The organism is Aquitalea denitrificans, assembly GCF_009856625.1.
Taxonomy (GTDB): Bacteria; Pseudomonadota; Gammaproteobacteria; order Burkholderiales; family Chromobacteriaceae; genus Aquitalea; species Aquitalea denitrificans.
On record NZ_CP047241.1, the window covers coordinates 2,672,460 to 2,691,425 of the forward strand.

An 18,966-nucleotide genomic window follows, 5' to 3' on the forward strand; every position below is an offset into this window, starting at 1 on the left:
GAAAATCTTTATATTCGTCGCTGAGAAATCAACTAACCGACGTAATGAAAGGTAAATCATGCTTTGCAAATCCGATCATCCCGTGCACGACCTGCGCTCCGCGCTGGCACTGTTGCAGTCCCTGCCCGGTGAATTTGTCAGTACCGATACCGAGGTAGATCCGGAAGCCGAACTGTCTGGGGTATACCGCTACGTCGGTGCCGGTGGCACCTGCATGCGCCCTACCCGCAAAGGCGGGCCGGTGATGATGTTCAACAAGGTGAAAGGCTTCCCGGGCTTCAAGGTGGTGATTGGCCTGGTTGGTTCGCGCAAGCGTGTCGGCCATTTGCTGGGCTGCGCGCCGGAACGGCTGGGTCATATACTGAAAGAGGCGGTACAGCACCCGGTGGCACCGGTTGAGGTAGGCCAGGACAAGGCCCAGTGTCAGGAAGTGGTCCACTATGCCAGCGACCCGTCCTTTGACCTGCGCACCCTGCTGCCAGCCCCCACCAATACCGAAGAAGATGCCGGCCCCTACATCACCATGGGCATGTGCTACGCATCTGACCCGGAAACCGGCGAATCCGACATCACCATCCACCGCCTGTGCGTACAAAGCCGGGATGAGCTATCCATGTGGCTGACACCTGGCCGCCATATCGACGCCTTCCGCCAGAAGGCCGAAGCCGCAGGCAAACCGCTGCCCATTTCCATCAGCATTGGCGTGGATCCAGCCATCGAGATTGCCGCCTGCTTCGAACCGCCGACCACCCCGCTGGGCTTTGATGAACTGAATGTGGCCGGTGCCATTCGTGGTCGCCCGGTAGAGCTGTCGCGCTGTCTGACCATTCCGGCCAGAGCCATTGCCCATGCCGAAGTGGTGATTGAAGGCGAACTGCTGCCCAATGTACGGGTGCGTGAAGACCAGAACACGGATACCGGCAAGGCCATGCCGGAGTTTCCCGGCTATACCGGCGAATCCAAAGATGCGCTGCCGGTTATCAAGGTGAAGGCCATCACCCACCGCCGCAATCCCATCCTGCAAACCACCGTGGGCCCGGGTGAAGAGCATGTGAATCTGGCAGGCATTCCGACCGAGGCCAGCATCCTGGACATGGTGGATCGCGCCATGCCGGGCAAATTGCTCAATGTGTTTGCCCACTCCTCCGGTGGCGGCAAGTTCCTGGCGGTTCTGCAATTCAAGAAATCGGCACCCGTGGATGAAGGCCGTCAGCGCCAGGCTGCCTTGCTGGCCTTCTCGGCCTTCCCGGAACTCAAGCATGTGATTCTGGTGGATGAAGACGTCGATATTTTCGATACCGACGATGTGCTGTGGGCCATGCAAACCCGCTATCAGGGTGATGTCAGCACAGTCTTCATTCCGGGCGTGCGTTGCCATCCGCTGGATCCTTCGCAGATTCCGGCCTTCAGCCCCAGCATTCGTCAGGCGGGTTCTTCGTGCAAAACCATTTTCGACTGCACGGTGCCTTTTGATCTGAAGTCCCACTTTGAACGTTCCAAATTCAAAGAAGTGGATGTAAAGCGCTTCCTGCCTGATTTTGAATAAGGAGTAAATCATGAGTACACGGCGCATCATCATCGGCATCAGTGGAGCAACCGGTTTCCAGTACGGCTACAAGGCTTTGCAATTGCTGCAGGCCATGGATGTCGAGGTTCATCTGGTGATTTCCCGCGGGGCGGAAATGACCCGGACCCTGGAAACCGACTACCAGCGAGAAGAAGTCCTGAGCATGGCCGATGTGGTTCACCCACTGGCCAATCTGGGCGCTTCGATTGCCAGTGGTTCGTTCAAGACACTGGGAATGCTGATTGCGCCGTGTTCCATGCGGACACTTGCGTCCATTGCACATGCCATGACGGACAATTTGCTGACCCGTGCCGCGGATGTCGTCCTGAAAGACCGACGTCGGCTGGTATTGATGGCCAGAGAAACGCCGTTGAATCTGGCGCACCTGGACAATATGCGCAAAGTCACCGAGATGGGCGGCATCATCTTTCCGCCGGTTCCTGCGCTGTATCAACGTCCACAAACCCTGGATGACGTGATTACCCACAGCGTGGGACGCGCACTGGATCTGTTCGATCTGGAGGTCAACAGCCTGCCCAGATGGGGCGAGACCGCCCCTGGTGACAACGCAACTCGCCCGGTCAGCCATGAACTGGCCTGGGCAACACAAAACTAGAGGTATACAGCCATGTTGATCGGACCCTATGTAAACGGATCAGTCGTCACCATTGGTGGCGTAGTCGGTGCCTTTCTTGGCAGCAAGCTGCCAGAGCGCCTGCGCAATGCCCTGCCGCAAACCTTTGGCCTGGCCTCGATGGGCCTGGGTGCCATGCTCATCGTCAAGGTCAAGTACATGCCGGCCGTGGTGCTGGCCATGGTACTGGGCGCGGTTATCGGCGAAATGCTTGGCGTCGAACGCGGGCTGGGCAAAATGGCCGGGGCCACCCGCGGCTTCATCGACAAGATCATCCCCCCGCGCGAGGGGCTGTCGCATGAAGAGTTCATGGACAAGTTCGTGGCCATTCTGGTGCTGTTTTGTGCCAGTGGCACCGGTATTTTCGGTGCCATGCACGAAGGGATGACCGGCGACCCGTCCATTCTGTACATCAAGACCATTCTTGACCTGTTCACCTCGGCCATCTTCGCCACATCGCTGGGTTATGCCGTGGCCACCATTGCCGTACCACAGATCCTGATCCAGTTGAGTCTGGCAATGCTGGCAACACTGATCATGCCTCTGACCTCGGCCAGCATGATGGCCGACTTCTCGGCGGCAGGCGGGCTGATCATGTTGGCCACCGGCTTGCGGATCTGCGGTATCAAGATGTTCCCCGTGGCCAACATGCTGCCGGCCTTACTGCTGGTGATGCCCTTCTCCTTCCTGTGGGCCAGCTATATCGCCTGATCACCCGAAAAGCAACCGCACTCACCGTTATTGGCGAGTGCGGTTTTGCATACCCGGAGAAAACCATGCTCCCTGACAAGATTCAGCAATTCCTGCTGCAGAACCACGTTGTCAGCCTTGCCATTCAAGACCACGCAGGCCTGTGGGCCGCCAGCTGCTTTTATGCACTGGATGCGGAACAAGCCAGGCTGATTGTCCTGACCAGCCAGACCACACGGCATGGCCAGCAAATGCTGATCCAGCCCATGCTGGCCGGGACCATTGCCCAGCAGCCCCAGCATTTGCGGGAGATTCGTGGTGTGCAATTCACGGCACATGCCGAACTGCTGGATGGAATGGCCAGGCAGGATGGCTTGGGGATTTACACCAGACGCCATCCGCTGGCCATGCTAAAGCGTAGCGATGTCTGGGCAATCCGGCTGGATGAGGTCAAGTACACCGACAACCACTATGTATTTGCCCAGAAAACGTGCTGGGTACGACAGCCCAGTGAGCTTGCCCCGCTGCCGTCACTCATTTCTGATCAGTAACAAGCGCGACAAAGCTTCCTGGTTGTTAGTGCCTCATATGCTGCTGACCCGGCTGAACTGCCGCAAAGGTGAAAGAGGGTCGCCGGGGTTCACTGCTTGCCAGACACCCTCTGTCGTAGGCTGTCCCCCCCGATCAACCATGCAGTCCGCCAGCGACGGCAAAACGGCAGATTGCACCGTTAGCCGCCACGGCCGATGAAAAGCACCGGCCCAGTCAGTGTCCAGACTCATCTGGCCGCAGGCAATCACGCGCTTGGCATCTGCCACGCGCTCCAGGCCACAGCTGGAGGCAACCGGCAAGCCCGCTTCGCGTCTTACCCACTCGGCGATTGGTGCCAGAAAGACCGGACCCTACGGGATATTGGCCTCAGGCGTGCAGAAATTGACGCTTACATTCAGCAGGTCGAGTCCGCCTGATTTGAATTCACGTACCCGCTCGATAGAGTCGGCCAGTGTTTCTTCGGCGCAGCCATCGTATTCGATTACCCCGAAGCGCGTGGTAAGCGGTAGATTTTCAGGCCACTCGGTGCGTACGGCGGCCAGGGTTTCCAGCAGGAAGTGGCTGCGGCCGGCATGGTCGCCACCATAGCTGCCAGTGACGACCCATTTAGTGGCTCCTTATGAATCCAGTCACATAAACAGCCTGTAGGGATATTGGGGCATTTAAGTGGCCAGAAGTGCCAAGGTCATCAAGGAAGGCCACTGTATTGGCAATTTTGAGATTGGTGAGTTGCTGCGATGTTGCGGAGGAAAATACGCGAATAGTCATGATGGCTCCTGCCTGAAAGACGATTTATTGGTTCACGGTGTTAGATGTCAGGTACGGCGACACATGCTTTAGTACTCGCGCTAGGTACTCTTCCTTCTCTCCAACAGGAGCCACATAGTGCAGTGCCTCTTGGGCTGCCTGAATGCTTTCCAGTTTGGCGATGATCCAAAATGCAAGATATTGAGATGCCAGGCAGCCACCTGCGGTCGCTACATTTTCGTTGGCGAAGAAGGCTTGGTTCAGCACATTGACACCAGCTTCCTGCACCCAGGGTTTGGTGATGAGATCGGTGCACGCCGGAACACCATTAAGCAGACCAAGCTTTGCCAGAATGAGTGTGCCCGAGCATTGCGCCCCCAGTAGCTGCCGGGACGGGTCAAACTGCATCGCAGTCATCAATTTTTCGTCGGCGACAACATCCCGAGTTTTCAGTCCACTACCGAAAATGACCGCATCAGCACTACAAGCCTCCTCAATGGAAATGTGCGACTCCAGAACAGCACCATTCATGGAAGTCACCTTGGAAGTCGGGCTGGCAATCGATACTCGCCAGTCGGGCTTCTTGATTCGATTCAAAATGCCAAATGCAATCAGTGAGTCGAGTTCGTTGTAGCCATCAAAGGTCAGAATTGCGATATGCATGACACAGTCCTCTTTTGTCTAGGGTAGTTGTTAGTTGTCAGCGTATGCTCAATAATCAGTACAATCAAAAAATTGTCATGTATACAAGTTTATGGCCAAAGCAAGATACAAACAGTTAGTAGACCGGTTTGCCGCAGACATTCGATCAGGCCGCATGGCACCAGGTACCCGGCTAGCAACGCATCGGCAACTTGCCGCGCAAGAGGGGCTTGCACTGGTTACCGCTAGTCGTATTTATGCCGAGCTTGAAACCATGGGGCTTGTCAGTGGAGAGGCGGGGCGAGGAACATTTGTACGGGACACGTCGCTTACTGCTGGCCATGGCATAGACCAGCATCCAGTGGGCTTGGAAATGGTTGATTTGAATTTCAACAACCCGTCACTGCCAGAGCAGACTGACTTGCTGCGAGATGCAATGCGCCAGCTTGCCTCAGCAGGAGACTTATCGGCACTGCTGCGCTATCAGCCCCATGGGGGTAGACCACATGAACGAGCGATCATGGCGCGTCACTTGGAAAGCCGTGGAGTTCAGGTCAGTAGAGATAACGTACTTATCGTCAATGGAGCGCAACATGGGCTGACTGTCTGCGCCATGGCCTTGCTCAAGCCTGGTGATGTTATTGCTGTCGATGCGCTGACATATCCAGGCTTCAAGGTTCTGGCAGAGGTTTTGCATCTGGAACTGCTACCTATCCCAGTAACACCAGAAGGCCCGGATCTGGCCACCCTGAGAATGTTATGTACTCATCGCCGGGTACGCGCCGTGTATGCAATGCCAACCTTGCATAATCCACTTGGATGGGTGATCGATGAAGCCCGTAGAAAAGAGCTTGTTGCCATTGCGCGGAGCCACGATCTCATCCTCATCGAAGATGCAGCATATGCCTTTCTTGCATGTAGTCCACCGCCACCATTGCAAGCGTTGGCTCCGGAAAGAACCTTATACGTTTCAGGCCTATCCAAAAATGTTGCGACTGGATTGCGCGTTGGTCTGGTTGTCGCACCATCTCATTGGATGGCGGCCATTGAGCGAAGTATCAGAGCTACAACCTGGAACACCCCTAGCGTCATGACAGCATTGGTTTGCGGATGGATTGAAGATGGTACGGTCGCCCGATTTGAGCAAAACAAACGGTTGGATGCGGCAGAACGCCAGAAAATTGCCAGTAGCTTGCTATCCGACATTCCCTTCCTGAGTCACCCGGCATCGTATTTTCTCTGGGTACCATTGGGTGAAGATGTGAGGGCTGAGCAAATAGTGTCAGATCTTTTGCGAGAGAACATCGCGGTATCCAACGCAGAACCATATTCAACCAGCAAGCACGTACCTCATGCGCTCCGCTTGGCTTTAGGCTCGGTAGAGATGGAGACATTACATTCCTCACTTCAAACCGTAGGGGATGTCATCCGACGCTATACCTACTGAGGTACAAGTGGTTTGTACCGGCTTCAGCAGGCGATAAGATAAGACTGCTCTCCGAGTGAAAGCAGTCAATCTCGTGCGGAGTTTGAACTTCTGCTTTGGCCGAAACTCGGTCTTTATTCCAAAACCACATAAAGCAAGAACCACCGCCCTCTCGGGCAGTGGCTCTTGCTTTATGACCTTGGTCTGACTTTTAGCTAAAACACAAGCAGAAGTGCCGGACAACATGGCCGCACCTGTATCAGCGCCGATGGCCCGTTGCACCGACACAACGGAAGGAACCGCTTACACAGTGTCCAAGATTGTCCAAAATCGTAGCAAGACAGCGAGCAGGCAATGGCATACCGAATGGCATACTGTAAATTACAGGCAACAAAAAAGCCCTGAACAATCAGGGCTTTAATGTAGATATCTGGCGGAGAGGGGGTCCGTCCAAGTATTGTCTAAACACATCTAATGAAATCTACTTTCACCATTTAGTATCAACGACTTATAAAATATAGTGTCTAACGACATCTTGTCAGTGCCACTCAAATCCAGTACTTTATGCAGGACAATATGCAGCACAAGGATTGTGCATCATGCCAAAGAAAGCAAAAGAACTATCTGCACTTGCAGTCTCCAGACTCAAAGAAAATGGCAAGCATGCTGTCGGTGGTGTCGATGGCCTGTATCTGCGCATTGTAGGCAACTCGCGAGCCTGGGTCTTATGCGCAGCCATGGGATCACGCATCAATCAAAGCGGCAAGGAGGTTGTACGTCGTCTGAGCATGGGCTTAGGACCGTTCCCGGAGATCAGCCTTGCAGAAGCCCGTGAGAAGGCGCGTACCCTGCGAAAGAAGATCCGCGATGGTATCGATCCCCTCCAGGAAAAGCGCAAAGCCAAGCTGAAGTCGTCCAAATCCAAAACTTTCGAGCAGTGCGCCCTCGCCTTCATCGAAGACAAAAAGATCGAATGGCGGAACGACAAACATGTCAAACAATGGTCCTCAACGCTTACGACCTATGCCTTTCCCCTCATCGGTCAGTTTCCCATTAACGCAATAGACAATGACGCCATTCTGCTTGTGCTACGCCAAGAGGTAAGCACTATAGACGGCAGCACTTCTACACTATGGAATGCCAGGAATGAGACAGCCAGTCGGCTCCGTGGCCGGCTTGAGTCCATTCTTGACTGGGCGAAGGTTTCTGGCTATCGGGAAGGAGAAAACCCGGCGGCATGGCAGGGCAACTTAAAGCATGTTCTCCCAGCGCCAGGCAAGGTGCAGAAAGTGGAACACCATGCCGCCCTTCCCTTCAGTGAAATCGGCACATTCATGGAGAAGCTACGCCAACGCAGTGGTATATCGGCCAAGGCCTTGGAGTTCGCTATCCTGACCGCAGCGCGTTCAGGTGAAGTTCGTGGTGCTACGTGGGATGAAATTGACCTGCACAATAAGACTTGGACGATTAGTGCGGAAAGAATGAAAGCCAGTAAAAGCCACACGATTCCGCTATCTGATCCGGCTTATATGCTCTTGAAAAACATGCCCAGGATTGTTGGTAATAGCCTGATATTTCCTGCCCCCAAAGGGGGCATCATGTCCGACCAGGCCTTCAAAGCACTGTTTGACCGAATGCAGGTAGCAAATATCACGACCCATGGTTTTCGTAGCACTTTCAAAGATTGGGCACGTAGCTGCAAAGGGACTGAATTTTCGGATGAGGTATCGGAACTTGCATTAGCACACGTCAACAACGATCAAACCCGTGCTGCATATGCACGCGACCAGCTTCTTCCACAGCGTATGCAACTCATGCAGGAATGGGCTATATATTGCAATACAAAAACAATGCGTATAATCCCGATTAAAGCGCATATTGCATAACGCAATTCCTTTACCACACTTGGATACCCATATGGAACTTTCGAATTTTAACTTTACTGAACTGCAGGACTTGCTGAAGTCTGTAGTCGCTGAAATTAGCCGCCGTGAGACTGAAGAGAAGGCTAACGCCAAGAAGCAGATCCTGGAGCTGGCTAAGTCGTATGGCCTGAGCTTGGATGATGTGCTTAGTAGTAAAGCTACCACTACTGTACGTAAGCCAGTTGAAGCCAAATACAAGAACCCGAATGATGAGTCTCAGACCTGGACTGGTCGTGGCCGTAAGCCGGCCTGGGTACAAGCTCAACTGGATGAAGGTTTTAGCTTGGAAGACCTGGCAATCTGATCCGACAGAATGCGGACATAGAAAAAGCGCTACCGATGTAGCGCTTTTTTATTTTATAGCACCTATCTTAGGTTAACAATATACAGAGCAAGGATATAACCATGTTTACGCTCATTAAACAGTTGATAACCAGATTCAAACAAAGACCCACGTCATCCACATCCGACATCATTGTCAAGTCACTCAGATTAATTTAAATTTTTCTTCGACCTCGAACCTCTAGGTACTTGGCATCACCAGGTCGGTATAGTATTAATAATAGATCGCTGATTAGAAATAATTTCCATGAAAACCACTATCAAAGCCAAAGCCATCCTGCTCGCAGCTCTAATGCTTACTACATACTCGGCTAGTGCAGCAGACGTCACAGCGCCAACCCCTGTTGTTGGAGAGACCTATGACTACCACAAAGTCGATCTGTTTACCGGTATTGAAGCCCAGCAATGGACTCTGACATTTCAGGGCATGAAAAATGGCAATTACGTTTTCAGCGGCGTCAATGGTACCAATAAATACTCCGTCTACAAGAACAAAAACCTGAACAACTTTGAAGTGGACAAGAAGACGGGCGAAACCAACGAGGCTCAGGTCCTGAAGTGGCCACTCACTATTGGTGACTCCTACTCATACCAGTTCAAGAATCGTATCGTAAAGGTCAATGTTGAGGGCCTTGAAAAGGTGGAAACACCCGCTGGTATCTTTGATGCCTACCACATCAAGCTGAATGGCATGTGGCACGACAATGAGGGCTACAGCGGTCCTTGGTACGAAATCTACTGGTACGCGCCATCTGTTGGTAACTTCGTCAAGATCGAGTATTCCGCTGCAGATATGCTGGGCCGACACCTGCAGTGGACAAAGACGGAGTTGGTTAAGTATTCCCGACGACTACCCAGCACAGAACCTACCCCTGCAAATTAAACCATCTCCAATCTAAGCAAGGTTCTGCATATGAATCGCGTGACAGAGTGGATCTCGGTGGCATCTGAATCTGCGTGCGCAACTGCAGTGATCTGTGAAACCGGTTGCCCCATATCAAGGGAAAGTACCCTCAAGGTATTATGGAGTGTGCTTTCGGGCTTGACCTGATGTCCGGGGTGATCACCGATTGTGAATAGGCCATCTGTGCTTGTAATTGGCTCCTCACCGCGGTGGCACCGCTGTCGAAAAATGGGCCTATGTGGCTAAGCGCGGCATGGAGAATGCACTACAGATCACGCCGATGGATATCCGTGAGCAGTAAGAGAAACAGCTCAAGGACCTTCACGATGCATTCGGTTCAGCTATTCTGTAGCTACGTGCCGGCATGTTTTTGCTGAGCCGAATAAAAACCTTCATTACTTCAGTCATTCTCGGGTGAAATAATAGGTTCAACAGAGGAGGAAGTTATGAAACTGAAATGGATTGCAATGAGTTTGGTGGCCGCAATCCTGGGGGGGTGTGCATCGTATGGCCACCCCTATAAAGACAATACTCCTGATGCAGTCATTCAGAAAATTGTTGCAAAGCAGGCTGAGTTTTCCACGAAAGCGGCGGCTGGCAATACCGGAGCCATGTATGAATTGGCGATGATTCATCGCTAACGGATGGGGTGTAACCTCACCAAATCCTGCTCAAGCTTTTCATTTCTTGCATGACAGCGCATCCGCAGGCAATCAGCTCAGCCAGGCTCTTTTAGGCATTGCTTATTACAATGGGTGGTCACAGTTTGGTGTGCGGCAAGACTTCAAACAGGCTGCATATTGGATTGATCTGGTACTAGCAAAGCCGCCGGCAAAAAGCATTGCAAACACAAACTATCCGAGAGTGGCGTTTTATTCTCAAGTAATCTGGCAGGACGGCTTGAGTGGACCGTCAAATTGGGAGAAAGCAAAGAATGCAGGTATTCTGGCATTAAAGTACCTGCGACAAGACAGCCAGCTCCTTCCTCTGGTCGAACACAATCAGGGGGTGATGTTGATTCTTGAAGATGGGGCCTCCGATGCGCAGAGAGCGGAAGGGTATGAATTGCTGAAACGTGCAGCGCGAGCTGATGAGCCTTTGTCGCAGGGTTTCTTGAAAAAAAGAGCAATACGCTGGGATTGAACTCGCCCTTGAGGGTTTTGCGGCTCTTTCCATTCCGGGTGTTGCCGGCTGGATTGAGCAACGGTTCGTGTTTGCTATGGCCAAGGTCCACACCCATCTAAGCATCCAGCGCTTTCTCGATCAGTAGTTTGGTCAGCTGCTTAAGTAAGCCATTCTAACCGATGAGGTCTTCGGGCTTTTCGTAATCGGCCAGCAAGCTGGCCAGTAGTGTGTCAGGTACGTCGTATTTTTTTCGAGCTCATTGTGTCTCCAGACTAGGTAGCAGTTTCCTGCTAAATGTCCATCACATTAAATTCAGTACATGCCCCAGACTGACTAATCAAACTTTTCCCCTGCTCACGGCTGTAATGACCATCCTAGATGGATAATCAGACTAAACGCTACCATTTCTAATTATTTTCAGATCTATATCACCCCCTTGAACACGCACAGCGACACCCACGCCGGGTGTCCTTTATGCCCTCGCCTCAGCCTTGTCTGGGGCGTTTTCATTGGAGTGACCTATGTCCCATCTCATCGAATCCATGGCCTTTGTCGGAGCCGCCCCCTGGCATGGTCTGGGCAATCCGCTTTCTCCTCAGCAGCCACTGGAAGTGTGGCTAACCGAAGCCGGTATGGACTGGCGTATCGAGCAGAGCGACGTTTTGTTCAACGTAGCTGATGACGGCATGCACATCCGCCCGTTTGCTGATTCCAAGGTGCTGTATCGGTCAGATTCACTGGCACCACTGTCGGTGGTATCGCCGCGTTACAAGGTGGTGCAGCCGTCTGAAGTGCTGGAGTTCTATCGTGATCTGGTCAGTGTCGGTGGCTTTGAGCTGGAAACGGCTGGGGTATTGAAGGGTGGCCGCAAGCTGTGGGCACTGGCCAAGACCGGGCAGGAAGCCCTGCTCAAAGGTGGGGACCGGGTGAAGGCCTATCTGCTGCTGGCCACCAGTTGTGACGGTACGCTGTGCACGACTGCTCAATTCACCTCGGTACGGGTGGTGTGCAACAACACCCTGCAGATGGCGGTGAAAGACAGAACCGGCGCGGTGAAGGTGCCCCACTCCACCGTGTTTGATCCGCAGCAGGTGAAGGATGCACTAGGCCTTGGCCTGTCAGCCTGGGACCGCTTCATCGGCAACATCAAGCAGCTGTCACAGCGGACTGTCTCGCCTGAAGAAGCCTGCCAGTTCTTCCGCGAAGTACTGGACGAACCGCTGGTGGAAGGCACTGTAGATGCAGTGACATCAAAGGCGCTGCAACAGGTGTCGGCGCTGTATAGCGGTGGCGGGATGGGTTCGCTGTTGGCCGGCACCAAGGGCACTGCCTGGGGCCTGGTGAATGCCATGACCGAGTATGTCGATCATCGTCGTCGAGCCCGCAGTCAGGATTACCGGCTAGATTCGGCCTGGTTCGGGCAAGGTGCGCAGCTCAAGGGCAAGGCGCTGGAGCATGCACTAGCCTTGGTGGAGTGATGCCATGGCCTCTATCCAATCCATTGCCTTGACCGCTGCTTGTCTGACGGCAGGGATGCGGGACTTCTGCATCTGGAACAGCCTGGGTGTGGCATACGACGGTCCCGATGCCGAGCGCAGTCTGCTGGTGATCTGGGGCCAGGGCTGCCTGGAGCTACATGCCGAACTGGTGCAGTACGCCCCGATGGTGGCAGCCCTGGCAGATACCTTGTACGACCAGCTGAATCAGGCTGCACCGGGGGTATGGCATTACGAAGTGACGGAAGCGCTGGGCAGTGCCATGGCCGAGTGGATCGTGCTGCATGATGGCCAGCCCCCTTCCCTCGATTGGGTCAAAGCCTGCCTGGTGCGCTTGGCCGGGGAGTTCATGCTGCGGGGTCAGCCACAGCAGTGGCCGACCATCCGGCAGATCCTGCTGACGCTCTCTCCTGAGCTGCCGGTGATTGTGCCGGTAGCACCATCATGAAACGGCTGTTGGTCTGATGTTGGCCTGATTCTGTCTTGCTGGTTCTGTAGTCCTGCTCTCTTCAGTTGCTTCTTTCGTTTCCGTTTACCCCTATCAAACCTATTGCCCGGTCAGCCTTGCTGCCGGGCTTTATGCCTTTATAAGGAGTGTTTTGCCATGGCTGAACGCTACGCACAGGCCATTCGTCTGGCCTCTACCCTGAAGTTGTCTCGTGATGAATGGCTGCGCATTCGGCAGCTGGGCATTGGTTCTTCCGATGCCGCCCCGGCGATTGGGCTGTCGCCGTACAAGTGTCCGCTGTCCTTGTGGCTGGAGAAGACCGGTCGCAAGGAGCCTGAAGATCTGTCAGAGAAAGAGCCTGTCATCTGGGGCACGATTCTGGAACCCATTCTGGCCCGGGTCTATGCCGAGCGTACCAGGCGCAAGGTACGGCGGGTGAATGCGGTACTACAGCATCCAACACACCGTTTCATGCTGGCCAATCTGGATCGGGAGGTACGTTGTCCAGAGGAAGGCTGGGGCATCCTGGAAATAAAGACTGCGAGCTATCACTCCGCCCCGCAGTGGGAGGAAGGCATCCCGGTCGCCTATCAGTGCCAGGTGCTACATCAGTTGGCGGTCACCGGCCATGACTGGGCCGACGTCGCGGTGCTGATCGGTGGTCAGGATTTCCGTATCTATAGAGTGCTGCGCGATGAAGACAAGATTGCCGATCTGATTGCCCGGGAGACGGTGTTCTGGCAGCACGTAGTACTGAACACCCAGCCGGCACCGGACGGTTCGGATGATTCGGCTTCTGCCCTGTCCTGGCTGTTCCCGCGCGACGATGGCCAGACCATCGACCTGTCGGAATCGATTGAAGGAAATCGGCTGTTCTCTGCCCTGTTGGCAGAACGGCAGCGCAAGGAAGACGCAGAGGCCAAGGAGGCGGCCATACGGCAGCAGATCCAGAACGTGCTGGGTCATGCCTCTGCCGCTGTATTCCAGTCTGGCCGTATTACCTGGAAGCGGTCCAAGGATCGCTTTGCGCCTGATGTCGAGCGGCTGTCGCAAGACCACCCCACCTTGCTCGCCCAGTACAGCAAGTCCATTGCCGGTTCCCGGCGCTTTGTCATTCAAACGGAAAGGAAATCAGCATGATCAAGGGTCTCGCCATTACCCCGCCCGTGATCGGGCGTATCAGCATTGGCAAGCTGGTGCAGAAGCAAGAACGCTGGTTGCCGGAGAAGGACGACAGCTTTTCACTCACCACGCAGGTACAGAGCCGGGATGGCTGGTTACTGCATCCCTTGCACCAGGCGCTGTCGGAGCAGGCACAGAACGGCAAGATCCGCGCCATTCCGATCCAGCTGTTGTTCAACGACAGCGAGCTCAACCTGCGGGCCGAATACAGCGCCTTCGACCGGAATAACGGTCGGCCGGTCTGCGTCGGTAATGGAGAAACGGCACGTCGGGTAACCAGTCAGGGTATGGAAGAGATTGGCTGTGCGGGACCGGACCGTTGCCCCTTGGCTAAAGAGCTGGGCTGCAAGCTGTACGGGAGGTTGAATGTGCAGGTAGAAGGTCAGCAGGATGAGCTGGGCAGCTTCATCTTCCGCACTACCGGCTACAACTCGGTCCGTACCCTGGCAGCACGGCTGAAGTATTACGAGGCAGCCAGTGGGGGTAACACCAAGCATCTGCCGCTGCTGTTACGTCTGCGCGCCAAGAGCACCACCCAGTCGCACCGCACCCCGGTGTACTACGTCGATCTGACCCTACGCGATGGCCAGACCCTGGCCGAGGCCGTCAGTACCGCCCGTAAGGCAGCGGAGGAGCAACTGGAAGCGGGCATCGATACCGCCGAACTGGAACAAGCTGCCCGGCTGTTGCTGCAGAACGGCCAGTTCGAGGATACAGAGGAGGAAGTACCGCAACTGCTGGAGGAGTTTTATCCGGCCATGGAAGGTGCTGGCGAACCGGAAGGGAAACCGAAGACCGTTTCCCGGCCAACAAGGCTGACAGCAAAGTTGGGGAGTGCGACCCACATTTAATACTAAGCAGAAGAGCACTTACCATGGAGTAATGACGCAGTATTTGTCTTCTCTGTGGCTAAGTGCGCTAAGCAGGGGGGCCTAAGTCCATGAGACGTCTGCGTATCAGACCCTACTTGGATTTTTCGACTAATTTTTGCGATAACGCCTTGACCTGATCCAGCACGAACAAACGATCAGCCTCATCCAGCTGCTCAATATCTTCCTGTACGGCTGCAGCCCAAGAGGCTGGTGCTGTCGAGACCCCGGTAAGTAGCTGAACCAAGGGGACCTCCAGAATACCTGCCAGTCGGTCCAGTGTGCTGAGGCCAGGTAGCGCAGCGCCACGTTCAATTCGCGATAACGATTCGGTTTCAATCCCCAAGCGCTCCGCAACCACTCTCTGCGGCAAGTTCAGACTCTCGCGCGCGGCTTTGATGTTGGCCCCCACTCGCAGCCCTAACGACGTTCCCATTTTACTTGATGTTTCATGTCGATTTGTGAGGTTTCACGTTGCCTCAACTTGCCCATCAGTGGAACGACATGATATGTTCATTATTGATGTTTTGTGTTTATACCAGCATGGTCCATTGATCACCGAAACCCCACAAATCATCAGGAAGAGTCGCAGGGGCAGGTACCCCATCATCAATCACTCTTCTTCGATTGAAATACCTATCACAGAAATTTCATTGAATTTCCATTAATCGTTGGTGAAATACCAAATTTGCAAGGGTGAATATCATGACAACCAAAATAGCTTTCATTTTTGTATCAACCACGTTGGCTGTAATGCTTGCAGGGTGCTCTAGCTCCCCTTCAGATGCTGATGCAAGAAAAGTAGTCGAAAACGCTATCGGTAGCTGTGATTATGTAAAAGTAACCGACTTCGAGAAGGTAAATGGCATTGCATCTGGAGATAATTACTATACGTTGCAGGTTAAGTATGCAATTGAATTTAAGTCGTTCGACAAAAATATAAATGTTGCCAAAGACATATTAGGCCAAGCAGAAAAATTTCAATCTGACGTAGTACAGCCCAGCCGTACACGCAGAGATGCGTATGAGCAAGCAAGGAAAGAGGCAGTATCTTCTGGTAAGTATGAAAATACTGGTGCTTACGATATGGATCACTCAGCCGAGTGGGAGAAATATAATATCGATAACGAGGTTGCTATCAACCCTGATTGGACCCTAAATAACTTCACTAACAAAGGCAGAGCCATTCTGACAAATAACCTGCGTGAGCTCTGCCCCAATATGAATCAAGTTGTATATCAGGAGTATGCCAAGGCTGCCATTAATAAACATCTGGATACTTTCAAAGTCCCATTTGAAAATAACAAACTGACCATGATCAAGTCTGACAACGGTTGGGTAAGCCGCTAGATACGGGGAGGACAACACCATGCTAAACAGCTTGCTTCCCCCACGTCGTCACCCGATGCAGTTGCCTTTGCTGATGGTGGTCAGTGTACTGCTACTGAAGCACGCCTCCGCGGACCGCATGGGCTCGCTCAGCCTGTTACTGCTGGGTATTGCGCTGGGTGACAGCCTGCACCGGAACGACCAGCCACCGCCCAGAGCGGATCGCTAACACCTCCACTCATTTACTCAATTCAATCTGCCGGTGGGCCTAGCCTGCCGGTCTCTCTCTTCGAAAGACAAGACATGAAATCTCTCTCCCTAGCTCTCATTTCTGCAGCCTTCAGTACATCCGCGTTGGCTGCACAACCTGGACATTGGTCATCCGCAATGGGTATGGATGGCCAAACCATGAACTACTCGGTTAGCGATGCCAAAGGCAACAACCTGACCATCTTCTGTGGCAAGGAGCCAGCAACAATGTCTGCGGCGATCAACAAGAATGAATACGCACCCGAAAGCATGCGCAGCAACTATGGCAAGGGTGATTTCGTCATGATCATCGATGGCAAAAAACTGATGCCGTCCGATGCTGGCAGTAATGCCGGTGGCGACAACTTCCGCTACGCCTGGGAGGCGATTCGTTCCGGCAAGAAGATTGTCGTCAAGGGTGGGCGAAACAGCATGATTCTGCCGGTGGAAGATGCAGCAAAGGTCTTACCACCACTGCAACGAAGCCATTGTGAAACCTGGTGATCACCTGCCCCGTATGACCAAACTGACCAAAATCGCCATCTCTCCCGAGGTGGCGATTTTTATTTCATCGAACGAAAGTGAGGCCTGACATGCGCACGCCCGCCACCCCACCTGAATCTACCCCACCACTGCAAAGCTGCTTGAGCCAATGGCTGGACAAGCAAACCCGCCATTTATCAGCAGATTACCGCCAGTACCTGCAGGATGAGCTGCAGACGATCGTTAGCTACCAGGCCACCATCGGCGTGATGGGCAAGAGTGGTACCGGTAAGTCTTCCCTATGCAATGCGCTGTTCGGTCAGGAGGAGAGTGCAGTCAGTGACGTGACCGGTGGCACCCGCTCCCCACAAGAGATCACCCTGGCCTCGCAGGCCGGACGAGGTATCTCGCTGATCGATATGCCCGGTATCGGAGAAAGCCTGCAGCGCCATGAAGAATACCGCGAACAGTACCAGGCCCTGTTACCTAAGCTGGATCTGATTCTGTGGCTGATCAAAGCGGACGACCGCGCCCTCAGCGTAGATCAACAGTGCTATCAGGAATTGCTGCAGCCCAATCTGGCCAACCACTCCATCCCGGTGCTGTTTGTCATCAGCCAGGCCGACAAGATCGAACCCTGCCGCGAATGGAATGAACAACAGCATCGTCCAGGTCCATTGCAGCAAGAGAATCTGTTTTTGAAGCAACGGGTGATCGCCGAGTCCTTCAACATCCCGAATAGCCACATCTGCGTGATTGCTGCAGCGGAAAACTACGGCTTGCCAGAACTAGTGGAGACCATCGTCCGAGTGTTACCGCATGAGAGAAAGTGGGGAGTGGTACGGGAAACTAGGCCGGAGCAGATCTCCGACACCACCTGGCAACTCTGTCTGGCTTGCCTGTGGCAGCTACTGCGTAGCCGCTTGGGTGAACTGGCCCGCAAGGGCAAGGAAGTGATGACCGACAAGCTCAGCACCCTGTGGCGTCGCTGAACTTGCGGCATAAAACACTCCCCAGCCGGAGAGTGTTTTTTTTTGCGATCCTGATGCAGGAAATGACCAAAGTTCGGCCAAAGCCGCCGGTGAGACTGACTGGGAATAGTGACAGGTTTACACAGAATTTCGGACATACTCTATCCAGACTCATTCTGATCCAGGTGTAATGTTTTCTTCGGAAGGCAGAATGCTACTTGCGGTGACTGCCAAAGCCATAACAGCAGGGTTCATGCTGTCCACCAAGGTGCTGGGAATCAGAATGGTGGTTCCTCGCTCCTTTGTTGTTTCGTAGATGATGTTCATCGCACGCAGCTGCAGCGCTCCGGGCTGCGCCTGGTAAATACGAGCGGCCTGGACAAACTGTCCAGCAATTTCAGCCTCCGCAGCGCCAAGAATAATACGGGCCTGCTTCTCACGCTCAGCCTGTGCCTGGCGTGACATGGCATCCTGTAATGCCACAGGAATGGCAACATCTCTTACTTCCACCGAGCTGACCGTAATGCCCCACTCACTGGTTTTATGACCAATATCTGTGCACAGTTGCTGGTCTGCGGCGCGCCGGTCTGATAACAATGCCGCCAACATTGAAGAACCAATCATTTCCCGCAGCGAAGTCTGGGCTACCCTGTCAATGGCCTGTTGAAAATCGGTAATTGCCAACGCAGCCTTTTGCGCATTGTGTACATGCCAGAAAATGACAGCATCAACATTGACCGGTACGGTATCCCGAGTAAGTGCCTGCTCGGCATTGAATGCAGTTGTCTGGATGCGCTCGTCAATAATGGCTACCACGCTATCCAGGACGGGGATGATTGCAAACAGGCCCGGCCCGCGCACGCCTTGCAGTTTGCCCGCACGTAGTACTACAAATTTCTGCCAGGTATTAGCCATTTTGAGTGACATGCCAATCAGGATGCCAAGGCACCAGACCATGACCGCCAGCCAGGTACTCCCCAGCATGCCGATACCAGCGCCAATGGCGAGCAAACTGACAACAATGAAAAAGGTAATAGGGTTCACTGTGCAGCTCCTGTTTGAGTACCGGCATATGCACATGGCAGCCGGTCAGGATATCTTTATGCATTAGAGCGAGCGCAGTCGGTGCAGTAGCATACATAGTCACTGACAGGGGGCCATGTAGGGCTTTCATGCGGCGATAACGCCACGCCGAGCGGTCTGCCCGATTAGTAAGTCGTCGAACAGATTCTGTACCCTCAGGCTCGGTAAGCTTATGGCCATGCCACAGTTCCAGTTGCAGCTGTCGTGGTATGTCTGGCGCTAACCCGGTCTCATGTTCAGTACACCAAAGACGGGTATCAAGAATAAAACCGAGACAGCGCCATGATGGAAGCATTGTTTGC

21 protein-coding genes and 1 pseudogene are annotated in these 18,966 nt (G+C 53.6%); 18 read left to right on the forward strand and 4 right to left on the reverse strand.

Annotated elements, in window-relative coordinates; all coding sequences use genetic code 11:
- Positions 1–58 precede the first annotated feature (58 nt).
- The 4 genes from GSR16_RS12070 to GSR16_RS12085 all read left to right on the forward strand — a co-directional run bounded on the left by GSR16_RS12070 (position 59) and on the right by GSR16_RS12085 (position 3,442).
- The gene (locus tag GSR16_RS12070; RefSeq protein ID WP_159877699.1) at positions 59–1,546 is read left to right on the forward strand and encodes a UbiD family decarboxylase; all 1,488 of its coding nucleotides are present in this window, start codon (positions 59–61) and stop codon (positions 1,544–1,546) included.
- A 10-nt stretch (positions 1,547–1,556) separates the two neighbouring features.
- Positions 1,557–2,183, forward strand: coding sequence for a UbiX family flavin prenyltransferase (locus tag GSR16_RS12075; RefSeq protein WP_159877701.1), 627 nt, complete (start codon positions 1,557–1,559; stop codon positions 2,181–2,183).
- Between the two features lie 12 nt (positions 2,184–2,195).
- Positions 2,196–2,912, forward strand: coding sequence for a DUF554 domain-containing protein (locus GSR16_RS12080; protein WP_159877703.1), 717 nt, complete (start codon positions 2,196–2,198; stop codon positions 2,910–2,912).
- A 65-nt stretch (positions 2,913–2,977) separates the two neighbouring features.
- The gene (locus GSR16_RS12085; protein WP_159877705.1) at positions 2,978–3,442 is read left to right on the forward strand and encodes a PNPOx family protein; all 465 of its coding nucleotides are present in this window, start codon (positions 2,978–2,980) and stop codon (positions 3,440–3,442) included.
- A 793-nt stretch (positions 3,443–4,235) separates the two neighbouring features.
- On the opposite strand, the gene GSR16_RS12090 is transcribed toward GSR16_RS12085, so the two are convergent.
- Positions 4,236–4,853, reverse strand: a complete 618-nt coding sequence (locus tag GSR16_RS12090; RefSeq protein ID WP_159877707.1) for a DJ-1/PfpI family protein — start codon at positions 4,851–4,853, stop codon at positions 4,236–4,238.
- Between the two features lie 154 nt (positions 4,854–5,007).
- Between GSR16_RS12090 and GSR16_RS12095 the strand changes: the two genes are divergently transcribed.
- The 6 genes from GSR16_RS12095 (at position 5,008) to GSR16_RS12120 (ending at position 10,572) form a co-directional block, all read left to right on the forward strand.
- Positions 5,008–6,279, forward strand: a complete 1,272-nt coding sequence (locus GSR16_RS12095; RefSeq protein ID WP_240902473.1) for an aminotransferase-like domain-containing protein — start codon at positions 5,008–5,010, stop codon at positions 6,277–6,279.
- 578 nt (positions 6,280–6,857) lie between these two features.
- On the forward strand, positions 6,858–8,144 hold the full coding sequence (locus GSR16_RS12100; RefSeq protein ID WP_159877711.1) for a tyrosine-type recombinase/integrase: 1,287 nt from the start codon (positions 6,858–6,860) through the stop codon (positions 8,142–8,144).
- Positions 8,145–8,175: 31 nt separating this feature from the next.
- On the forward strand, positions 8,176–8,487 hold the full coding sequence (locus tag GSR16_RS12105; protein WP_159877713.1) for an H-NS histone family protein: 312 nt from the start codon (positions 8,176–8,178) through the stop codon (positions 8,485–8,487).
- Between the two features lie 285 nt (positions 8,488–8,772).
- A complete protein-coding gene (locus GSR16_RS12110) occupies positions 8,773–9,408 on the forward strand; it encodes a hypothetical protein (protein WP_159877715.1) in 636 nt (211 codons plus the stop codon).
- Positions 9,409–9,875: 467 nt separating this feature from the next.
- Positions 9,876–10,070: a hypothetical protein gene (locus tag GSR16_RS12115; RefSeq protein ID WP_159877717.1), complete on the forward strand. Its 195-nt coding sequence runs from the start codon at positions 9,876–9,878 to the stop codon at positions 10,068–10,070.
- A gap of 46 nt (positions 10,071–10,116) precedes the next feature.
- On the forward strand, positions 10,117–10,572 hold the full coding sequence (locus GSR16_RS12120) for an SEL1-like repeat protein (protein ID WP_159877719.1): 456 nt from the start codon (positions 10,117–10,119) through the stop codon (positions 10,570–10,572).
- Here the strand turns inward: GSR16_RS12120 and GSR16_RS12125 are convergent.
- Positions 10,571–10,777, reverse strand: a pseudogene (locus tag GSR16_RS12125) (IS256 family transposase); the annotation flags it as partial. The gene GSR16_RS12120 and the pseudogene GSR16_RS12125 sit on opposite strands and share 2 nt — an antisense overlap.
- A 298-nt stretch (positions 10,778–11,075) precedes the next feature.
- On the opposite strand from GSR16_RS12125, the gene GSR16_RS12130 reads away from it, so the two are divergent.
- From GSR16_RS12130 to GSR16_RS12145, 4 genes are all read left to right on the forward strand, one after another.
- Positions 11,076–12,032 (forward strand): DUF932 domain-containing protein, encoded by a 957-nt coding sequence (locus tag GSR16_RS12130; protein WP_159877721.1) that lies wholly within the window; start codon positions 11,076–11,078, stop codon positions 12,030–12,032.
- Positions 12,033–12,036: 4 nt separating this feature from the next.
- Entirely contained in the window at positions 12,037–12,498 is a 462-nt protein-coding gene (locus tag GSR16_RS12135) for a hypothetical protein (protein ID WP_159877723.1), read from the forward strand.
- A 156-nt stretch (positions 12,499–12,654) separates the two neighbouring features.
- Positions 12,655–13,638: a YqaJ viral recombinase family nuclease gene (locus GSR16_RS12140; protein ID WP_159877725.1), complete on the forward strand. Its 984-nt coding sequence runs from the start codon at positions 12,655–12,657 to the stop codon at positions 13,636–13,638.
- Positions 13,635–14,531, forward strand: coding sequence for a recombination directionality factor (locus GSR16_RS12145; RefSeq protein WP_159877727.1), 897 nt, complete (start codon positions 13,635–13,637; stop codon positions 14,529–14,531). Before GSR16_RS12140 ends, GSR16_RS12145 begins: the two co-directional genes overlap by 4 nt.
- A 112-nt stretch (positions 14,532–14,643) precedes the next feature.
- On the opposite strand, the gene GSR16_RS12150 is transcribed toward GSR16_RS12145, so the two are convergent.
- Entirely contained in the window at positions 14,644–14,985 is a 342-nt protein-coding gene (locus tag GSR16_RS12150; protein ID WP_159877729.1) for a helix-turn-helix domain-containing protein, read from the reverse strand.
- 269 nt (positions 14,986–15,254) lie between these two features.
- Between GSR16_RS12150 and GSR16_RS12155 the strand changes: the two genes are divergently transcribed.
- The 4 genes from GSR16_RS12155 to GSR16_RS12170 all read left to right on the forward strand — a co-directional run bounded on the left by GSR16_RS12155 (position 15,255) and on the right by GSR16_RS12170 (position 17,602).
- The gene (locus GSR16_RS12155; RefSeq protein ID WP_159877731.1) at positions 15,255–15,899 is read left to right on the forward strand and encodes a hypothetical protein; all 645 of its coding nucleotides are present in this window, start codon (positions 15,255–15,257) and stop codon (positions 15,897–15,899) included.
- 19 nt (positions 15,900–15,918) lie between these two features.
- A complete protein-coding gene (locus GSR16_RS12160; RefSeq protein WP_159877733.1) occupies positions 15,919–16,107 on the forward strand; it encodes a hypothetical protein in 189 nt (62 codons plus the stop codon).
- Positions 16,108–16,181: 74 nt separating this feature from the next.
- Positions 16,182–16,631 carry a hypothetical protein gene (locus tag GSR16_RS12165; protein ID WP_159877735.1) on the forward strand — a complete coding sequence of 150 codons (450 nt, stop codon included), beginning with the start codon at positions 16,182–16,184 and terminating at the stop codon, positions 16,629–16,631.
- A gap of 140 nt (positions 16,632–16,771) precedes the next feature.
- Positions 16,772–17,602 (forward strand): GTPase family protein, encoded by an 831-nt coding sequence (locus GSR16_RS12170; protein WP_159877737.1) that lies wholly within the window; start codon positions 16,772–16,774, stop codon positions 17,600–17,602.
- A gap of 150 nt (positions 17,603–17,752) precedes the next feature.
- On the opposite strand, the gene GSR16_RS12175 is transcribed toward GSR16_RS12170, so the two are convergent.
- Entirely contained in the window at positions 17,753–18,625 is an 873-nt protein-coding gene (locus GSR16_RS12175) for a slipin family protein (RefSeq protein ID WP_240902474.1), read from the reverse strand.
- Positions 18,626–18,966 lie beyond the last annotated feature (341 nt).

Coding starts and splice junctions, on each gene's coding strand:
- GSR16_RS12075 (WP_159877701.1), top strand. CDS start 1,557: ATGAGTACACGGCGCATCATCATCGGCATCAGTGGAGCAACCGGTTTC.
- GSR16_RS12145 (WP_159877727.1), top strand. CDS start 13,635: ATGATCAAGGGTCTCGCCATTACCCCGCCCGTGATCGGGCGTATCAGC.
- GSR16_RS12080 (WP_159877703.1), top strand. CDS start 2,196: ATGTTGATCGGACCCTATGTAAACGGATCAGTCGTCACCATTGGTGGC.
- GSR16_RS12165 (WP_159877735.1), top strand. CDS start 16,182: ATGAAATCTCTCTCCCTAGCTCTCATTTCTGCAGCCTTCAGTACATCC.
- GSR16_RS12070 (WP_159877699.1), top strand. CDS start 59: ATGCTTTGCAAATCCGATCATCCCGTGCACGACCTGCGCTCCGCGCTG.
- GSR16_RS12095 (WP_240902473.1), top strand. CDS start 5,008: ATGGCACCAGGTACCCGGCTAGCAACGCATCGGCAACTTGCCGCGCAA.
- GSR16_RS12090 (WP_159877707.1), bottom strand. CDS start 4,853: ATGCATATCGCAATTCTGACCTTTGATGGCTACAACGAACTCGACTCA.
- GSR16_RS12135 (WP_159877723.1), top strand. CDS start 12,037: ATGGCCTCTATCCAATCCATTGCCTTGACCGCTGCTTGTCTGACGGCA.
- GSR16_RS12160 (WP_159877733.1), top strand. CDS start 15,919: ATGCTAAACAGCTTGCTTCCCCCACGTCGTCACCCGATGCAGTTGCCT.
- GSR16_RS12115 (WP_159877717.1), top strand. CDS start 9,876: ATGAAACTGAAATGGATTGCAATGAGTTTGGTGGCCGCAATCCTGGGG.
- GSR16_RS12155 (WP_159877731.1), top strand. CDS start 15,255: ATGACAACCAAAATAGCTTTCATTTTTGTATCAACCACGTTGGCTGTA.
- GSR16_RS12085 (WP_159877705.1), top strand. CDS start 2,978: ATGCTCCCTGACAAGATTCAGCAATTCCTGCTGCAGAACCACGTTGTC.
- GSR16_RS12110 (WP_159877715.1), top strand. CDS start 8,773: ATGAAAACCACTATCAAAGCCAAAGCCATCCTGCTCGCAGCTCTAATG.
- GSR16_RS12140 (WP_159877725.1), top strand. CDS start 12,655: ATGGCTGAACGCTACGCACAGGCCATTCGTCTGGCCTCTACCCTGAAG.
- GSR16_RS12105 (WP_159877713.1), top strand. CDS start 8,176: ATGGAACTTTCGAATTTTAACTTTACTGAACTGCAGGACTTGCTGAAG.
- GSR16_RS12150 (WP_159877729.1), bottom strand. CDS start 14,985: ATGGGAACGTCGTTAGGGCTGCGAGTGGGGGCCAACATCAAAGCCGCG.
- GSR16_RS12100 (WP_159877711.1), top strand. CDS start 6,858: ATGCCAAAGAAAGCAAAAGAACTATCTGCACTTGCAGTCTCCAGACTC.
- GSR16_RS12130 (WP_159877721.1), top strand. CDS start 11,076: ATGTCCCATCTCATCGAATCCATGGCCTTTGTCGGAGCCGCCCCCTGG.